The organism is Mesorhizobium sp. WSM4306 (assembly GCF_007003975.1).
Lineage (GTDB): Bacteria > Pseudomonadota > Alphaproteobacteria > Rhizobiales > Rhizobiaceae > Mesorhizobium.
In genome coordinates this window covers 190,094-204,339 of record NZ_VFTC01000008.1, presented here as the reverse complement: position 1 = coordinate 204,339, position 14,246 = coordinate 190,094, and the positions used below count along the sequence as shown (strand labels likewise).

The window sequence follows — 14,246 nt, the reverse complement described above, 5'->3', positions numbered from 1 at the left end:
GCTTGCCGCGCTGGTTGGTCGGCTTTGCCAGGTTGTCGGCGATGCCACCATCAACAAGCAGCGCAGAAGTGCCGCGCACGACGTCGAGACACGCGCCAGCATCGAGGCGATGCTGGCCTTCCTCAAGCGCGAGCAGCGGCGGCTGGAAGGCGAGATTGCCTCGATGATCGATGACGATCCGCTGTGGGCAAGGCTGGAGCAGGCCTTCCGTTCGCTCAAGGGCGTGGCCGGCCGCACCGTCGCCCGCCTGATGGCCGAACTGCCCGAGATCGGCCTCATCTCCAACAAGGCCATTGCCAAGCTGGCAGGCCTCGCCCCCATCGCCAACGACAGCGGCAGGCGCACCGGCAACAGGCATGTGCGCGGCGGACGCGCCGGGCCGCGTGGCATCCTCTTCATCGTCGCAGCCATCGTGGCCAAATTCGATCCTCATCTCAAAGCTTTCGCTCAACGGTTGCAACAGGCGGGAAAGCCCAAAATGCTCATCCGCATCGCACTCGCCAGAAAACTTCTCGTCATCCTCAATGCAAAAGCACGCGACGCGAGAACCGAATTCGCAAATGCAACTTGACACCCCAGATAGTCGCTCTCCCCCATTTCATGGGGGCGAGGAAACGCCAATCTCTGCGGCCGCGCCCTTAACAAGCTTGGGTTCCTCGCCCCCACAAAGTGGGGGAGAGGTGGCTCGGCGAAGCCGAGACGGAGAGGGGGCTGGCACCACTCACCCCGGAAAGATCGTAAATCCGCCATCGACGCGGATGACCTGGCCGTTGATAAAGCGCGCGCGCGGGCCGGCGAGAAAGGCCACCGCCTCGGCGATCTCTTCCGGCTCCGCATAGCGGTTCAGCGATCTCCGGCTCGAATCCATTCGCTCGGGATCGACCACGCGGGTCGCCTGGAAGCGTGCCGTCTTGGTGGCGCCGGGGCTGACCGCATTGATGCGCACGCCGTCGTCGATCAGTTCCTTGGCGAGGCAGCGCGTGTAATGCACGACCGCGGCCTTCAACGTGGAGTAGACGACCTCGGGCGAGCAGCCGAGGTGGGCTGCCGCCGACGCGATGTTGATGACGGAGCCGCCGCCGCGCTGCTTCATCGGCGGCACGAAGGCCTGGCAGACCAGCATCGTGCCGATCAGATTGTTCTCGGTGAGCACGCGGATGTCGTCCAGTTCGATGTCCAGCGCGTTGTTCGGGTTCGGCTTGCCGCCCTTGGCGCCGATGTCGCCGCCGGCACAATTGACCAGCACATGCACGTCGCCGAGATCGGCCTCGATCTTGCGCTTCATCTCGGCCACCGCCTTCTGGTCGCCAATGTTGCCGGTCACCGAGGTGACCTTCGTGCCATGCCGCTTCAGGCGCTCGACCACTTCGCCGAGATTGGCGAACTCGCCATATTTGGCCGGCGCCGTTTCGTCCATGTCGTGGATCGCTACATTGGCGCCGAGTTCCGCCAGGCGCTCGGCCATCACGCGGCCGAGGCCACGGCCGGAGCCGGTGACGAAGGCGGTCAATCCATCGAGTTCACGTGCCATCATCAGATCTTCTCCATCAAACCAAGGTTGCGCATGTTGGCGGCGCTGCGCCGGATCATGTCGAGCTCATAGGAAACCAGGGAAGCGTCGTCTTCGCGCTCCCAGGGGGTGCGGTAATCGGCATCGTCGGGCAGCCGGTTGCGCTGCGCTGCCGCCAGGCAGGCGGCGAATTCGCGCGCCGACTTCTCGGGATAGCCGTGCCACCAGTCGTCGCTGAAGAAGCGCACATGCCTCGCCTCCAGGGCGCCGGGTTCAAGAACGGCGGTCATGCGATCGTGGTGTTGGCGCAGAATGGCGAACAGCTCGGCAAACGGCACCGCCCCATCGCCGATGGCGCAACGGATCAGCCGGTAGCCTTCCCCAGTGAACTGCACACGGTAATCCTTGAGGTGGACATGGCGGACATAAGGTGCGATCCGCCGTGTAAAATCGAGCGGCGCTTCGCCGACCGGGAATGTGTTGCCGGTATCGAAGGTGACGCCGACACTTTCGCCACCGAGCGCGCAGAAATTGACCAGTTCCTGGCTGGTGAAATCCTGGTGGTTCTCGATCGCGAGGACATAACCTTCGGCATTCGCTCGCGGACCCCATTCCTGCAGTCTCTCTCGGATGATGCCGGCGTACTCGCTCCATTTTTCGCCGGCAGCGTTGCGGTCGCCACACAGAACCGGCGTCAGCGCCGTCCGGATGAGCTTGGCCCGGAGCAGGCGTGCCGCCCGAAATGCGTCGTCGAGCGGTTCGCCCACCAGAAGGCCGCCGCTGACGATCGGCGTGATCCCAAGGCCGGCGAGCCTTTCGCGCAGCGCGATCACCGCGTCGTCGGAAAGCTCGCTCAGCCATGGCACCCAGATCTCCAGCACAAGCGCGCCAAGTTCGGTCGCCAGCGCGATGAAACCTTCGAGCCCCGCTGGCCTCGGATTGGCGCGTGGCGTGCCGCGGCCCTGGAGGCCGAGATGATAGGTCAGGCCGTAGGGGTTCAGGCCAACCTTGAGCATGAAGCGATCCTTTGGTTCGGTCATCGCAGGCCGGCATCCACGGTGATCGACTGTTTGGTGATCATGCGGCTGTCGTCGGCAGCGAGGAACAGCACCGTGCGCGCGATCTCGTCGCCCAGCAGAACCCTAGGGATCAACTGGCGCTGCACGACCTGGTCGACCGAGGCCTGCGTCTTGTACCAAAGCTGCCTTTGCCGGTCGGTGATGACGGCGCCTGGCTCGATGGCGTTGACGCGGATGTTGTCGGGCCCGAACGCCCGCGCCAGCGCGAATGTCAGCCCGATCACGCCAGCCTTGGCCGTCGCATAGGGCGCTATGTCAGCCGCGCCGAAACGCCAGGCGATCGAGGAAAAATTGACGATCGAACCAAAGCCCAATTCCTTCATGTGCGGATGCACGGCCTGGGAGGCAAAGAAGTGGTGCCGCAGGTTCACGTCCTGGGCGTGGTCCCAGTATTCCTGCGTCACCTCGGCGACCGGGTGGCGATTGTCGTCGGCGGCGTTGTTGACCAGCACCGCGACAGGTCCGAGGCGGTCGCGCACCGTGCCGATCGCGGCCTGGAGGGCAGGGATGTCGGTCACGTCGCAGCGCATGAACAGCGGCGTGTGCGATGCCGTAGAGGCGAGTTCGCGCGCAAGTGCGGCGCCGGCCTCCTGCTGCAGATCGAGAAACGCGACGCGCGCGCCATTGGCGGCGAAGGCGCGGACCGTGTCGGCGCCGATGCCCGACGCGCCGCCGGTGATCAGCACGACACGGTCAGCCAGGCTCGGATAGGTGGCAAAGGACAAGGCGAAACTCTTTCAGATCAGGCGTTGGGTCGTCGGGTCGAACAGGCAGGCACGCGCCATGTCGATGCCGAGCGTCACCGTCTCGCCCATGCGTGGCGTGCCGTCGGGGTCGAAACGGCCGGTGATCTCCTTGCCGCCCAGTCGCAGAACGGCCATGGTCTCGGCACCTGTCGGCTCGACCAGTTCGACCACGGCATCGATCTGCGCGATGCCTGGCTTGCGGCGCGCCAGATCGGGATCGAACCGGTAGATGTGCTCCGGCCGGATGCCGAGAATGAGCTGTCGCGGCGTATCGGAGGCAAGCGCCTGGACGATCGGCAGGCTGGCCGTCTTGCCGTCGGCGCTCTGCAGGGCAACAGAAGGGCGACCGCCTTCCTGGCTGAGCTCGGCCGGCAGAAAATTCATCGCCGGCGAACCCATAAAGCCGGCGACGAACATGTTGGCCGGACGGTTGTAGATCGTGGCCGGCTCATCGAATTGCTGGACCTCGCCCTGATGCATCACGGCGATGCGGGACGCCAGCGTCATCGCCTCGACCTGGTCGTGGGTGACGTAGACCGTCGTCTTGCCGACGCGGTTATGCAGCTTCTTGATTTCGGTGCGCATGTCGACGCGCAGCTTGGCGTCGAGATTGGAAAGCGGCTCGTCGAACAGGAACAGTTTGGGATCACGCACCAGCGCCCGGCCCATTGCAACGCGCTGGCGCTGGCCGCCAGAAAGCTGGCCGGGCTTTCGCCCAAGCAGCGGTTCGATCTGCAGGAAAGCGGCGACCCGCTTGACGGCCTCGTCCTGCTGCGGCTTGGGCACGCGGCGGCTTTCCATGCCGAAGGTGATGTTCTCGCGCACCGTCATCGTCGGGTAAAGCGCGTAGGACTGGAACACCATGGCGATGTCGCGGTCCTTCGGCGCAACAGAATTGACCAATCTGCCGTCGATGCGGATCTCGCCGGAGGTAACAGATTCCAGCCCGGCGATCATCGCCAGCAGGGTGGACTTGCCGCAGCCAGACGGCCCGACCAGCGCGATGAACTCGCCGTTCTGCGCCTCGAGATCGATGCCCTTCAGCACCTCGACCGCACCGAAGTTCTTGCGCAGCGATCGGATGGTCAATGTCGACATGCAATGCCCTTCTTCCGGGACGGGACGATCGGCGACATCAGACAGGCTTCGCTCACTTGATCGCGCCTCACTTGATCGCGGCTCACTTGATCGCACCCTGGGTCAGGCCGCGGACGAAATACTTGCCGCCGAAGAGATAGATCAGCAGCGGCGGCAGCGCGCCGATCAGCACGGCGGCGCTCATGACATCGTAGGCGCGCACATTCGTGCCGCTTGCCGTCAGCGCGACCAGCGCGGCGGTGATCGGCTGTTGCTGCCCGGAGGTGAAGACGACACCGAACAGATATTCGTTCCAGATGCCGGTGAACTGCCAGATCACCGTGACGATCAGGATCGGTGAGGAGAGCGGCAGAATGATCTTGCGGAAGATGCGCCAGAAGCCGGCGCCGTCGATGCGCGCCGCCTTGATCAGGTCATCGGGGATGCTGACATAGTAGTTGCGGCAGAACAGGGTGGTGAACGAAATGCCCTGGATGACATGGATGAGGACGAGCCCGTAGACCGAATTGCTGAGGCCCAGATTGCCGAGGATGAACGCCCACGGCATCAACGAAATCTGGCCCGGAATGAAGACGCCGAGCAGCATGCAGGTGAACAGCGCTTCCGAACCCCTGAAACGCCATTTCGACAGGATGTAGCCGTTCATCGCGCCGACCGCTGTCGAGATGATCGTCGCCGGGATGGTCATTTTCAGAGAGTTGTAGAAGTTGCGCTGCATGCCCTCGCAGGTGCCGCCGATGCAATAGGTGCTCCAGGCCTGGCCCCAGGCGTCGAGGCGGAAGCTGCGTGGCAGCGAGATCAGCCCGTTGCGCGCGATCTCTTGCTGATCGCGGAATGAATTCAGCACCACGACCAGCAACGGGACCAGGTAGATCGCAGCGAAGATGACCAGCAGCCCATAGATGACGAAACGGGTGAGGAAATGACGGCGCGCCGCAACCGTGGCAGCGCGACGATCGAGCGACTGGTCCAGCGCTGCGTCAGCCATGGCCGGCTTCCTTGCGCCGCCGCCAGACCACCCAGAACGAATAGGGCACCAGCACCACGGCAAGAGCGGCAAGCATCATGATGGCGGCAGCTGCACCTTCGCCGATCTGGCCGCGTTGGAACATCAGGTCATAGACGTAGATGGCGGGGAAGGTGGTCGAGATTCCCGGACCGCCTTTGGTGAGGGCCGCCACGAGGTCGAAGGTCTTGATGGCGAACTGGATCTGGATGACGGCGACCGCCAGGAAGATCGGCGCAATCGTTGGCAGAAGCACTTTGCGATAGATGCGGAATGTCGATGCGCCGTCTATCTGCGCCGCCTTGATGAGGTCCTGATCCACCGAGCGCAGACCGGCGAGGAACAGCGCCATGGCGAAGCCCGAGGCCTGCCAGACACCGGTGATGATCACTGCGTAGATCGCATAGTGCCGGTCGCTGGCGAGTGCGAAACTGAAGCTCGTCCAGCCGAAACCACGCACCAGCGCCTGGATGCCGTCGACCGGGTTGTAGAGCCAGCTCCAGACCGTGCCGGTGACGATGAAGGAGACGGCCAGCGGATAGAGGAAGATCGTGCGCCAGGCCGCTTCGCCGCGCACGCGCTGGTCGATCAGGATCGCCAGCAGCAATCCCACGGCCATCGAGCCGACAATGTAGAAACCGCTGAACAAGAACAGGTTGTTGTAGGCGATGTTCCAGCGCCGGTTCGCCCACAGCGACGCGTAGTTGTCCAGGCCGACGAAGCCGTAGGTCGGCAGCAGCGAGGAGTTCGAGAGCGAGATGTAGAGCGTCCAGCCGGTGAACACGAAGACGTAGACGAAGCTCGCCACCAGGGAAGGGCCGAGCACCAGCAGGGGCATTGCGGAGCCCAGCCGCTCGCGCCAGGGGCGGGCGGGCGCCGGGACCGACAGGATCAGGTCGTGATTTGACATTCAGGGCGCGGAACTTGGATGGAGGAAGGCCGGGTGCGGAGACATTGCGCCCGGCCGTTTCCCGTCTACTTCTGTGCTTCGGCCGCGTCGGCCATCGCATTGGCGCCGTCCTCGGCCGACATGTCGGGCGTGGCCACGAACTCGGTGATGGAGTCCATGATCGCCCCGCGCATCTTCTGCGGGATGGTCATGTTGTGGGCCATCGAGCGCACCAGCGTGCCTTCCTTGATCGACGCCTGCAGATCCTTCTGCGAGAGCTGCTGGCACGGATTGAAGCCCTTCGACAGATCGATATCCAGGCGTGAGGGGATTGAGCCCTTGGCCTGGTTGAAGACCGTCTGGAACTCGGGCGACAGGATCAGGCTGGCAAGCAGCTTCTGGCCGTCGATGTAATCCTGGTCCTTCTGCTTGAAGAACACGACCGAGTCCGAGTTGAGGATGAAGCCGGGTTTGCCCCAATCGGTCGGCGCCTGGGCGCAGACATAGTCGGTGCCTTCCTTGAAGCCGGCGGCGGTCAAAAGGCCGATCGTCCAGTCGCCCATGATGTGGAACGCCGCGTCGCCCTTGCCGACGAGCGCCGACATCGAATCCCAGTCACGGCCAACCATGCCCGGATCCATGTACTTGCTCGTCATCAGCCGCATCTGCTCGAAGGCCTTGACCATCCCCGGGCTGCGCATGGATTCGACATCGCCTTCGACGAAGGCCTTGCGATAGAGATCGATGTCCTGGCCGTAGAGCACGACCTCGAACACCGTCGAATCCGTCCAGTCGGCGGTCGAATGCGAGATGCAGATCTTGCCTGAGGCGACGATCTTGTCGCAGGCCGCATTGAACTCGGCCCAGGTCTTCGGCATTTCCGCCACGCCGGCGGCCTGCATGACCTTCGGCGAGGCCCAGAGCCAGTTGATGCGGTGGATGTTCATGGGTGCGGCGACCCATTTGCCGGTTGGCTTCATCACCGGCAGCAATTCCGGCGCGACCACTTTCTCCCATCCTTCCGAGGCTGCCAGCTCGTCGAGATCGGCGGTCATGCCGGTCTCGTTCCACTCGGCGATTTCCGGGCCTTTGAGCTGCACGGCAGGCGGGGCATTGCCGGCGATCACGTCGGCACGCAGCTTGGCCAGCGTATTGGCCGTGTGACCGGCGATCGAGGTCTGTTCCCATTTGCCGCCCTTGGCGGTGAACATCTCGCCGAGCTTTGCGATCGCCTGCGCGTCCGATCCGGTCGCCCATTGGTGCAAAAGGTTCGTCTTGGGTTCGGCGAAGGCTGCCCCGGCGACAAAGGTGCAGGCAGCAGCAGCGGCCGCAAGCGCGGTCATGACGGACTTCATGGTTTCACTCCCATATAAAGTTGCACGGTTCGTATCGACCGCTTATGGCCGCGGTTTGAGGCCGCCGCCGGCGAGATGCGTTAATCTCGAGTTCTTTCCAAGATGACATATTGGAGCTATCAGTCAACGATGTTTATGTTGATCCATGACAAAACCTTCGCTTAGAGCCTGGCTGGTCGACAGACCGTCCGCGTCGCCGGAGAGCATGATCGTGCGCTGCCTGAGCGAGCGCGGCGTACTCTCGGCGTCGCAGATCGCACGCGTCACCGGTCTGGCGCGCTCGACGGTCTCAACCGCGCTCAACGGCTTGAGAAAGTCGGGGATGGTGATCGAAGCCCCGATCAGCAGCGATGGCATCAGAGGTATTGGCAGGCCAGCCGCGGCCGTGACGCTCAATCCGACAGCAGGCACCTGTGTCGGAATTCACCTGGCTCTTCAGCAGATACGGCTCATCGTCGCCGATGTCTCGCATTCCGTCATTGCCGAACAAACTATATCAATGCCCCTGGACTACCAGCCGCAACAGGCGGCCCAGATGGTCAAATCGGCAATTGCCCAATCTTACGCGGAAAACGGTTTGCCGGTGGCGGGGCTCCTGGGGGTTGGGGTTTCCGTCTCCGGCCCTGTCAGTCGCGATGGAGTGGTGCTGCGCGCGAGCATGGTTCCAACATGGGCCGGCGTCAACATACGCGACGTGTTCGGGCCCGTCCTGGAACAGCCGATTTTCGCCGACAACGAGAGCAACTGCTCGGCCATTGCGGAGCTGATGTGGGGTGCGGCCGTCGGCCAGGACGATTTCGTTCTGTTCAAGATCGATCTGGGTGTCGGCGGGGCCATTGTCCAGCATGGCCGGCTGGTGACGGGCATCGCCGGCGGCGCCGGCGAATTCGGGCACATCAGCATCGATCCCGGTGGCGATCTTTGCCGGTGCGGCAATCGCGGATGCCTGGAGCTCTATGCGAGTTTTGCCCGGCCGCTGGAACAGATTTCGCGTGTCGTGGGGCGGCAAGTCACTATGGACGATGTCATCACCATGGCCGAGCAGGGCGACGTCAGGGCACTGCGGATGATCGAGGATACCGCCGAGATCGCCGGCCGGGGTCTCGGCCTGATCGGCTCGGTGCTCAATCCGCCGCTTATCATCATCGGCGGCCACATGGCTTTGGCTGGCGACATTCTGCTGACGCCGCTGATCGCCTCCTATGAACGCCACACGCTCATCAAGTCCCGCGATATCGCTCCGGCCCTGCGCACACGCATCATCGTCGGCAAGCACACCGAAAACGATTCGCTGCTGGGCGCGGTCGGCCTCGTGCTGCGACACCAGACGAAGGAACTGTCGCTCGGCTGATCGTCAGCATCAGGCCGGGTGCGGTGCTCTTCAAATCAATTGCACGTATCGGCCGCCTTGAGCGCTTCGGCGCGGGAAGGTTGCTGCAAATCCGCGATCCGTCGAACAGCGGCGTAAAACCTTGGATAATCGCCCGAACACAAGTCGAACAAGCGAAGAAAGGCCGGAACCTGTTCACCGTAGACAGAAGTCGCGGCGAGCTTTGCGTTGTTGATCGGGGCAGCGAACCAGGCATCGTATCCCCGGTATCCTGCCCAGCGTTTGTCGCGCATCTGCCGGTAGCGCATCCGCAGCCTGTCGATCGTGGCTGTTTTGGCAGCCGCCATCCGCTCCGGCGTGCGGGGACTTGCATAGACCTGCCTTAACTCGTCGCGCGTTTTCGACACCAGTCCCAGAAAATCGGCGCTGCGCTTGCGATCGGTTTCGTAGCGGCGCAATCCGGCCCGATCGCCGGCGGCGCGGAGCCACTCCCTGACGCCGGTGGTTTCGACGGCAACGGCGAACGCCTCGTTGAATGCGGAATCGCCATCCACATAGAGCCGCTGATGCGCCAGCTCATGAAAAACAAGGCTTGCCAGATAGGTGTCATCCTGACGCAGCATGGTGCTTAGCAGCGGGTCACTGGACCAGCCCAGCGTGGAATAGGCGGTGACGCCCGAGACATACACGTCCAGCCCCTGTTTATGAAGCTCGACAGCGCTCTCGGTCGCCGATTTCCGCGAGAAGTAACCCCGGTACGGAACGCAGCCGAAGACCGGAAAGCACCATGTTATGGGCGCCAGCGAGAATTGCGGCGCGGCAAAAACCGCCCAGGTCACGGCGTCGCGATGGATATCGACATAGCTGCGGTAGCTGCTGTTGTCGGGCAGCGCCAGCTCATCTGTCGCAAACCGTCTTATGGTGCTCGCCGACGTCAGCTTGGTGCGCAAGGCGTCAGGCGTCGAAGGATCATGAATGAGTTTCCCGACATTCCTGCGCGCGACCATGATCTGTACATGGCCCTCCAGCGACTGCGCGTAATAGGAAATGCTTGTGCAGCCGGTCACCCCGGACGCCATGATCGCCGCGGCAAGCATCCGAAGAACGCGCTTCACTGTGTGCCCACCCTTGCCCGTCCCCATGCAGCGATGTCTCGATCCCTCATTTCTCAAACAGGCGCGCCGATCTTCGTCAAGAGCTGCGCGGCTGCGGGTCGGACTTTCGACTTTGGCTGGGTTGGCAATGCGGCCATTCGCCTTCGATGGACGCAAGTCCACCGGTATCGGCGGAGCCGCGAATCTGTGTTAAGCCGCGCTCAACCAACCAAAGGACGACAGCTGTGAGCGAACCCACCGTGGCCCAGGCGACCGAGAGCATCTATGCCTCGCTTCGGGCGGACAATGCCGACATCGACGCCCATATCGCGACGCTCAAGGCGGCGCTGGCTCGAGAAGGAATAAAACAGGCGGTGTTCGATCCGACCAAATTGGCGCAGAACAACCGCCAGGGCCGCAAGTTGATGCAGGCTTATTTTCGGCAGCGCGGCGTGAGCGTAAGTTTTTCGGACTAGCAGAGCCGCGCGCGTCGACTAGCTGCCGGCCATAGCCCAGACCGGAAACTCCCGCAGTATTGCCTTGTAATTGGTGAAGCGCTGCTTATCGAATAATATTGAGCGCAATATTGCAGTTGCCGCCGCCGCCATTTGAAATGGCCTGGCCCCAAACGTCCGTTGCTGAATCGGCGCGGGCAATCGGCTGCCTCACGAATCAACTTAAGTCAAGAGATACCGACTTGCGAGCCGGGTATTTTGCTGACATGCTCTGTTTTTTATGGGGTTTTGCACCTTGGCAGGTGCTCAAATGGAAGGGCAAAAGCATGGCAAAGGAATCTACGAATACCGCTTCTTCGGAAAAGAAGGCGGACGCAAATCTGATAGGTAACGCAGAAGGAAACGGGCTGAACTTCCTGGGAGTCCAGGCTCGCGAAAACGGGGGCCCCGCCGACGCTGTAGGTGTCGACAAGATACGTGACCTGCTGTTCGGCAACCAGATGCAGGACTATGACCGCCGCTTTTCCAAGCTTGAGGAACGCGTCTTGCAGCGCTTCAAGGATGTCGAATCCGAAGCCAAGCGCAATCTTGAGATGTACGAGTCGAACGCAAAGAAGCAGATCGATTCGCTTGCGGGGCAGTTGCGGACCGAAAAAGATTCGCGAGCCGACGCCGACAAGGAGATTGACCGGAATCTTCGCGAGCAAAACCAGGCACTTGAAAAGCAGGTGCGCGCCTTGTCGGATCAACTGAGCGCGCTTGAGCGCGACGTTTCGGACCGGATAAATCGAAACGATCATTCGCTGCGTGAGGAAATCAAGCAGAAGAATGAAGGCGTTCAGATGCTGATCGAGAAAATGTTTGCCGATCTCAGCAACGTCAAGACCGACCGAAATCTTTTGGCTGGCCTGTTTGTCGAGGTTGCAAAAGCTCTGAATCAGGATCCGGTCGGCAGCAAGGGCAACTCGGACCGTAGCTGGAAAGTGAGTTGATGGGACCTTGACGTCAACCGTCGACCCATTCAACCTACCGAAAAGAACAGCCTCGAACGATACAGAGATTGATCGCGAGGCTCTGGCTCGTCTTTTGATCGAAATTGCCCGGAACGTTGATCCGGACTACCGTGCGCGTTTCGAGGCAGTTCCAACCGCCGATCCTCGCATGGAAACGCTGCGCCAGTTGCTGGTCAGCCGCGAAATTTCGGAGCTTTCACGAGTCACGCATCTGCTCGACGAACCCGAGCAGCTTGCGGCAGCAGTGGGCGACGTTCTTCCCAGTGCGACAGCGCGAGCGTCTCATGCGCAACTCGGCGAGGCGCTTGCGCCAGCTGTCGAAAGGGCTGTGCAGCGGTCGATCCAGAGAAGCCCGCGCACGCTGACGGATATATTATACCCGGTGTTTCTGCCGGCAATTCGCAAGTCGATCGGGGAAAAGATCGACCAGACCTTTCAGTCGCTGAATGAAACTTTAAGGCATATATTTACCTGGCATGGGCTCAAGTGGAGATTTGAGGCCTGGAGAACGGGCGCTAGTTTCTCGCAAGTTGTTCTGAAGCATTCTCTTGTCTATCGTATAGAGCATGCCTTTCTCATTCATCGCAATTCCGGGCTTTTGATAGCGCATGTGACGGCCGATAATGCGACGAGCGAAGATCCTCAGCTCATCTCTTCGATGCTTAGTGCAATTCAGGATTTTGTGAAGGACTCGTTTAACGAGAAAGAACAGAGCGGCCTGGACACCATTCGTTTCGGCGACCTTCGACTCTGGTCGGAAGTTGGACCGTTTGCGACCCTGGTTTCGGTGATCCGGGGAAATCCGCCGGAGGAATTGCATGACATAATTCGCGATGTATTGCTTCGCATCCATGAGGAATCCTCACAGGCTTTAGAGCAGTTTGACGGCGACGGTTCGCAGTTGGTCGGCGTAGAGACGCAGTTGCAGACCTGCGTCGAGCTCAAGCAGGAGGAATCAAACGAGGGATTTCCGTGGCTGGTGGCGGCCGTGGCCCTGCTGCTTTTGAGTCTGGCAGGCGGTTGGTACTTTCTTTCCTGGCAATCAGCGCAGCGCTGGCAGGCTTATGTATCGCTCTGGCAGGCTTACGTGTCGCAACTGGAGGCCCAGCCGGGCATCATCGTTGCCGAACAACAAGTACGCGATGGCCAATTCTATATTGCCGGCCTGAGAGACCCGCTTGCCGCCGACCCGCAGTCGCTGTTGTCCGGAACGGAGGTCGATCCCGCCCAGGTTCATTCGCAGTGGCAATTCTATCAGAGCCTCGAGCCGGAGTTCGTGTTGAAGCGGCTGACGGCGTCGCTGGCTCCGCCGGATTCAGTACGACTTTCGGTCGTCAATGATCGCATCGTTGCCGAGGGTGACGCTCCCGACACGTGGATCAACCGGGCGCGCGCAGCGGCCCAGCAGCTTTCGGCAGGCGGGCCGGTCTTCGATATCTCGGGGGTTCGTGACGTAAGCCCCGAAGTACGCGAGGCGGAGCGCTGGCAGGCCTATGTGTCTCGACTGGAGACCCAGCCGGGCATCATCGTTGCAGAACAAAAGATAAGCGGCGGCCAATTCTATATTGCCGGCCTGAGAGATCCGCTTGGCGCCGACCCGCAGTCGTTGTTGTCTGGAACGCAGGTCGATCCCGCCCGGGTTCATTCGCAATGGCAATTCTATCAGAGCCTTGAGCCGGAGTTCGTGTTGAAGCGGCTGACGGCGTCGCTGTATCCGCCCGATACAGTGCGACTTTCGATCGTCAATAATCGCATCGTTGCCGAGGGTGAGGCCCCCGACAGCTGGATAGACCGGGCGCGTGCGGCGGCCCGACAGCTTTCGGCCGGCGGACCGGAATTCGACATCTCCAAGGTTCGCGATGTGAGCCCCGAAGCACGCGCGGCGGAGCACTGGCAGTACTATGTGTCGCGACTTGAGGCCCAACCGGGAATCATCGTCGCCCAACAAACGGCGAGGGGCGGACATTTCTACATTTCCGGCCTGAGAGACCCGCTAGCCGCCGACCCGCAGTCGCTGTTGTCCGGAACGCAGGTCGATCCCGCCCGCGTTCATTCGCAGTGGCAATTCTATCAGAGCCTTGATCCGAAGTTCGTGGTGAAGCGGCTGACGGCGTCGCTGAGCCCGCCGAAATCGGTTCAGCTTTCGATCGTCCAGGGTCGCATCGTTGCCGTGGGTGAGGCTCCTGCCGGCTGGATCAACCGGGCGCAGGCCGCCGCCGAACAGCTTTCGGCGGACGGAGTGGTTCTGGATGTCTCGCAGCTGCGTGAGATGAACCTTGCAGAACTTAATTATTTGCGAGAGGCCATCCAGACGACCGATATCTTCTTCTCTTCCGGCAAGGTTGTGCCGGGGCCAGAGCAGACGCCGGTCCTCGACCGATTGGCGGATCAAATAAAGGAATTCGCCGATAAAGCCCGCAAGTCAGGCGTAACTGCGCGGTTCATGTTGACCGGCCATTCGGACACCACGGGTCGTGAGACGGCCAACGCGTCGATCAGCGCCGCCCGCGCCGAGACAGTTCGTGCGCTTCTCAACAAGCGCGGCGTCGCTCCGGAACTGCTGCTGGTTCGGGGCGCGGGCACCTTTGAGCCGCTGGTGCCTGAAAATAGTCAAGCTGGGAGCTCCACCAATCGCCGGGTTTCGATTACTGTAAACCTGGACTAGCGGAGC

Annotated in this window: 13 protein-coding genes; 5 read left to right on the top strand and 8 right to left on the bottom strand. The window is 61.7% G+C overall.

The features are described from left to right. On the top strand, positions 1-571 hold a 571-nt coding region (locus tag FJV77_RS12760; RefSeq protein ID WP_142867140.1), incomplete at its 5' end, for a transposase. A gap of 150 nt (positions 572-721) precedes the next feature. Here FJV77_RS12760 and FJV77_RS12755 read toward each other — a convergent pair. The 7 genes from FJV77_RS12755 to FJV77_RS12725 all read right to left on the bottom strand — a co-directional run bounded on the left by FJV77_RS12755 (position 722) and on the right by FJV77_RS12725 (position 7,683). Beyond that, positions 722-1,534 (bottom strand): SDR family oxidoreductase, encoded by an 813-nt coding sequence (locus FJV77_RS12755; protein WP_142867139.1) that lies wholly within the window; start codon positions 1,532-1,534, stop codon positions 722-724. Further along, positions 1,534-2,550 (bottom strand): sugar phosphate isomerase/epimerase, encoded by a 1,017-nt coding sequence (locus tag FJV77_RS12750; RefSeq protein WP_246691243.1) that lies wholly within the window; start codon positions 2,548-2,550, stop codon positions 1,534-1,536. Before FJV77_RS12750 ends, FJV77_RS12755 begins: the two co-directional genes overlap by 1 nt. Continuing rightward, positions 2,547-3,314 (bottom strand): SDR family oxidoreductase, encoded by a 768-nt coding sequence (locus FJV77_RS12745; protein ID WP_142867138.1) that lies wholly within the window; start codon positions 3,312-3,314, stop codon positions 2,547-2,549. The genes FJV77_RS12750 and FJV77_RS12745 overlap by 4 nt, the downstream gene beginning before the upstream one ends. Positions 3,315-3,326: 12 nt before the next feature. Further along, the gene (gene ugpC / locus FJV77_RS12740; protein ID WP_142867137.1) at positions 3,327-4,433 is read right to left on the bottom strand and encodes a sn-glycerol-3-phosphate ABC transporter ATP-binding protein UgpC; all 1,107 of its coding nucleotides are present in this window, start codon (positions 4,431-4,433) and stop codon (positions 3,327-3,329) included. Between the two features lie 82 nt (positions 4,434-4,515). Further along, positions 4,516-5,421 carry a carbohydrate ABC transporter permease gene (locus FJV77_RS12735; protein WP_142867136.1) on the bottom strand — a complete coding sequence of 302 codons (906 nt, stop codon included), beginning with the start codon at positions 5,419-5,421 and terminating at the stop codon, positions 4,516-4,518. After that, positions 5,414-6,349 carry a sugar ABC transporter permease gene (locus FJV77_RS12730; RefSeq protein ID WP_142867135.1) on the bottom strand — a complete coding sequence of 312 codons (936 nt, stop codon included), beginning with the start codon at positions 6,347-6,349 and terminating at the stop codon, positions 5,414-5,416. Before FJV77_RS12730 ends, FJV77_RS12735 begins: the two co-directional genes overlap by 8 nt. 65 nt (positions 6,350-6,414) lie before the next feature. Continuing rightward, on the bottom strand, positions 6,415-7,683 hold the full coding sequence (locus FJV77_RS12725; protein WP_142867134.1) for an ABC transporter substrate-binding protein: 1,269 nt from the start codon (positions 7,681-7,683) through the stop codon (positions 6,415-6,417). A gap of 145 nt (positions 7,684-7,828) precedes the next feature. On the opposite strand from FJV77_RS12725, the gene FJV77_RS12720 reads away from it, so the two are divergent. After that, positions 7,829-9,034, top strand: a complete 1,206-nt coding sequence (locus tag FJV77_RS12720) for an ROK family transcriptional regulator (RefSeq protein WP_142867133.1) — start codon at positions 7,829-7,831, stop codon at positions 9,032-9,034. A 35-nt stretch (positions 9,035-9,069) separates the two neighbouring features. Here the strand turns inward: FJV77_RS12720 and FJV77_RS12715 are convergent, their stop codons facing one another. Further along, on the bottom strand, positions 9,070-10,110 hold the full coding sequence (locus tag FJV77_RS12715; protein ID WP_142867160.1) for an aminopeptidase: 1,041 nt from the start codon (positions 10,108-10,110) through the stop codon (positions 9,070-9,072). Between the two features lie 242 nt (positions 10,111-10,352). On the opposite strand from FJV77_RS12715, the gene FJV77_RS12710 reads away from it, so the two are divergent. The 3 genes from FJV77_RS12710 to FJV77_RS12700 all read left to right on the top strand — a co-directional run bounded on the left by FJV77_RS12710 (position 10,353) and on the right by FJV77_RS12700 (position 14,240). Continuing rightward, positions 10,353-10,583, top strand: coding sequence for a hypothetical protein (locus tag FJV77_RS12710; protein ID WP_112561833.1), 231 nt, complete (start codon positions 10,353-10,355; stop codon positions 10,581-10,583). A 98-nt stretch (positions 10,584-10,681) separates the two neighbouring features. Continuing rightward, positions 10,682-11,554, top strand: a complete 873-nt coding sequence (locus tag FJV77_RS12705) for a hypothetical protein (RefSeq protein ID WP_246691242.1) — start codon at positions 10,682-10,684, stop codon at positions 11,552-11,554. A 7-nt stretch (positions 11,555-11,561) separates the two neighbouring features. Then, the gene (locus tag FJV77_RS12700) at positions 11,562-14,240 is read left to right on the top strand and encodes an OmpA family protein (RefSeq protein WP_142867132.1); all 2,679 of its coding nucleotides are present in this window, start codon (positions 11,562-11,564) and stop codon (positions 14,238-14,240) included. The last annotated feature ends 6 nt before the right edge of the window (positions 14,241-14,246 follow it).

What these genes read in the sequence shown, in the direction of transcription:
- FJV77_RS12755 (WP_142867139.1), bottom strand. Translation starts at nt 1,534, where the DNA reads ATGATGGCACGTGAACTCGATGGATTGACCGCCTTCGTCACCGGCTCC.
- FJV77_RS12750 (WP_246691243.1), bottom strand. Translation starts at nt 2,550, where the DNA reads ATGACCGAACCAAAGGATCGCTTCATGCTCAAGGTTGGCCTGAACCCC.
- ugpC (WP_142867137.1), bottom strand. Translation starts at nt 4,433, where the DNA reads ATGTCGACATTGACCATCCGATCGCTGCGCAAGAACTTCGGTGCGGTC.
- FJV77_RS12735 (WP_142867136.1), bottom strand. Translation starts at nt 5,421, where the DNA reads ATGGCTGACGCAGCGCTGGACCAGTCGCTCGATCGTCGCGCTGCCACG.
- FJV77_RS12730 (WP_142867135.1), bottom strand. Translation starts at nt 6,349, where the DNA reads ATGTCAAATCACGACCTGATCCTGTCGGTCCCGGCGCCCGCCCGCCCC.
- FJV77_RS12725 (WP_142867134.1), bottom strand. Translation starts at nt 7,683, where the DNA reads ATGAAGTCCGTCATGACCGCGCTTGCGGCCGCTGCTGCTGCCTGCACC.
- FJV77_RS12720 (WP_142867133.1), top strand. Translation starts at nt 7,829, where the DNA reads ATGACAAAACCTTCGCTTAGAGCCTGGCTGGTCGACAGACCGTCCGCG.
- FJV77_RS12715 (WP_142867160.1), bottom strand. Translation starts at nt 10,110, where the DNA reads ATGCTTGCCGCGGCGATCATGGCGTCCGGGGTGACCGGCTGCACAAGC.